Annotated in this window: 1 protein-coding gene; it reads right to left on the bottom strand. The window is 67.7% G+C overall.

Features of this window, described 5'->3' with window-relative positions; genetic code table 11:
• On the bottom strand, positions 1 to 503 hold a 503-nt coding region (locus IEZ31_RS55925; protein WP_229837346.1), incomplete at its 3' end, for an acyltransferase domain-containing protein.
• Positions 504 to 548: the final 45 nt, after the last annotated feature.

Raw genomic sequence — 548 nt, 5'->3', positions numbered from 1 at the left:
ACCTGCCGGAACTCGTCGAGCATGCCGTCCAGGTGATGGCTGTGGAACGCATGCGACACCTTCAACAGCTTCGCCTTACGGCCCTGGACCAACTCCCGGACCGCATCGGCGTCGCCGGACACCACGACCGACCGCGGCCCGTTCACCGCCGCCAGACCCACCCGCCCCTCAACCAGCAGCGGCCGAACCTCCTCCTCCGACAACTCCAACGCAGCCATCAACCCACCAGCCGGAGCCGAAGCCATCAACCGGCCACGAGCCTCCACAATCCGGCAAGCACCCTCCAGATCCCACACCCCAGCCAGATACGCAGCGGTGAGCTCACCGATCGAATGACCGCCGAGGTGCTGCGGCCGCAGCCCCCAGGCTTCCAACTGCCGGAACGTCGCCACCTGCACGGCGAACAACGCCGACTGCGCGAACTGCGTCTCATCGATACGGTCACCGAGGTGGACATCCAGGTGCCGGCGGACCTCGTCCAGACCCGGCAGATCCGCGCCCATCCCGGCACGCTGCGACCCCTGACCCGAAAACAGCACCGCCACCGG

Origin of the sequence: Dactylosporangium sucinum, assembly GCF_014647515.1 — a bacterium.
Taxonomy (GTDB): Bacteria; Actinomycetota; Actinomycetes; order Mycobacteriales; family Micromonosporaceae; genus Dactylosporangium; species Dactylosporangium sucinum.
The sequence above is the reverse complement of the archived record's forward strand: the minus strand, read 5'-3'. Positions and strand labels throughout refer to the sequence as shown.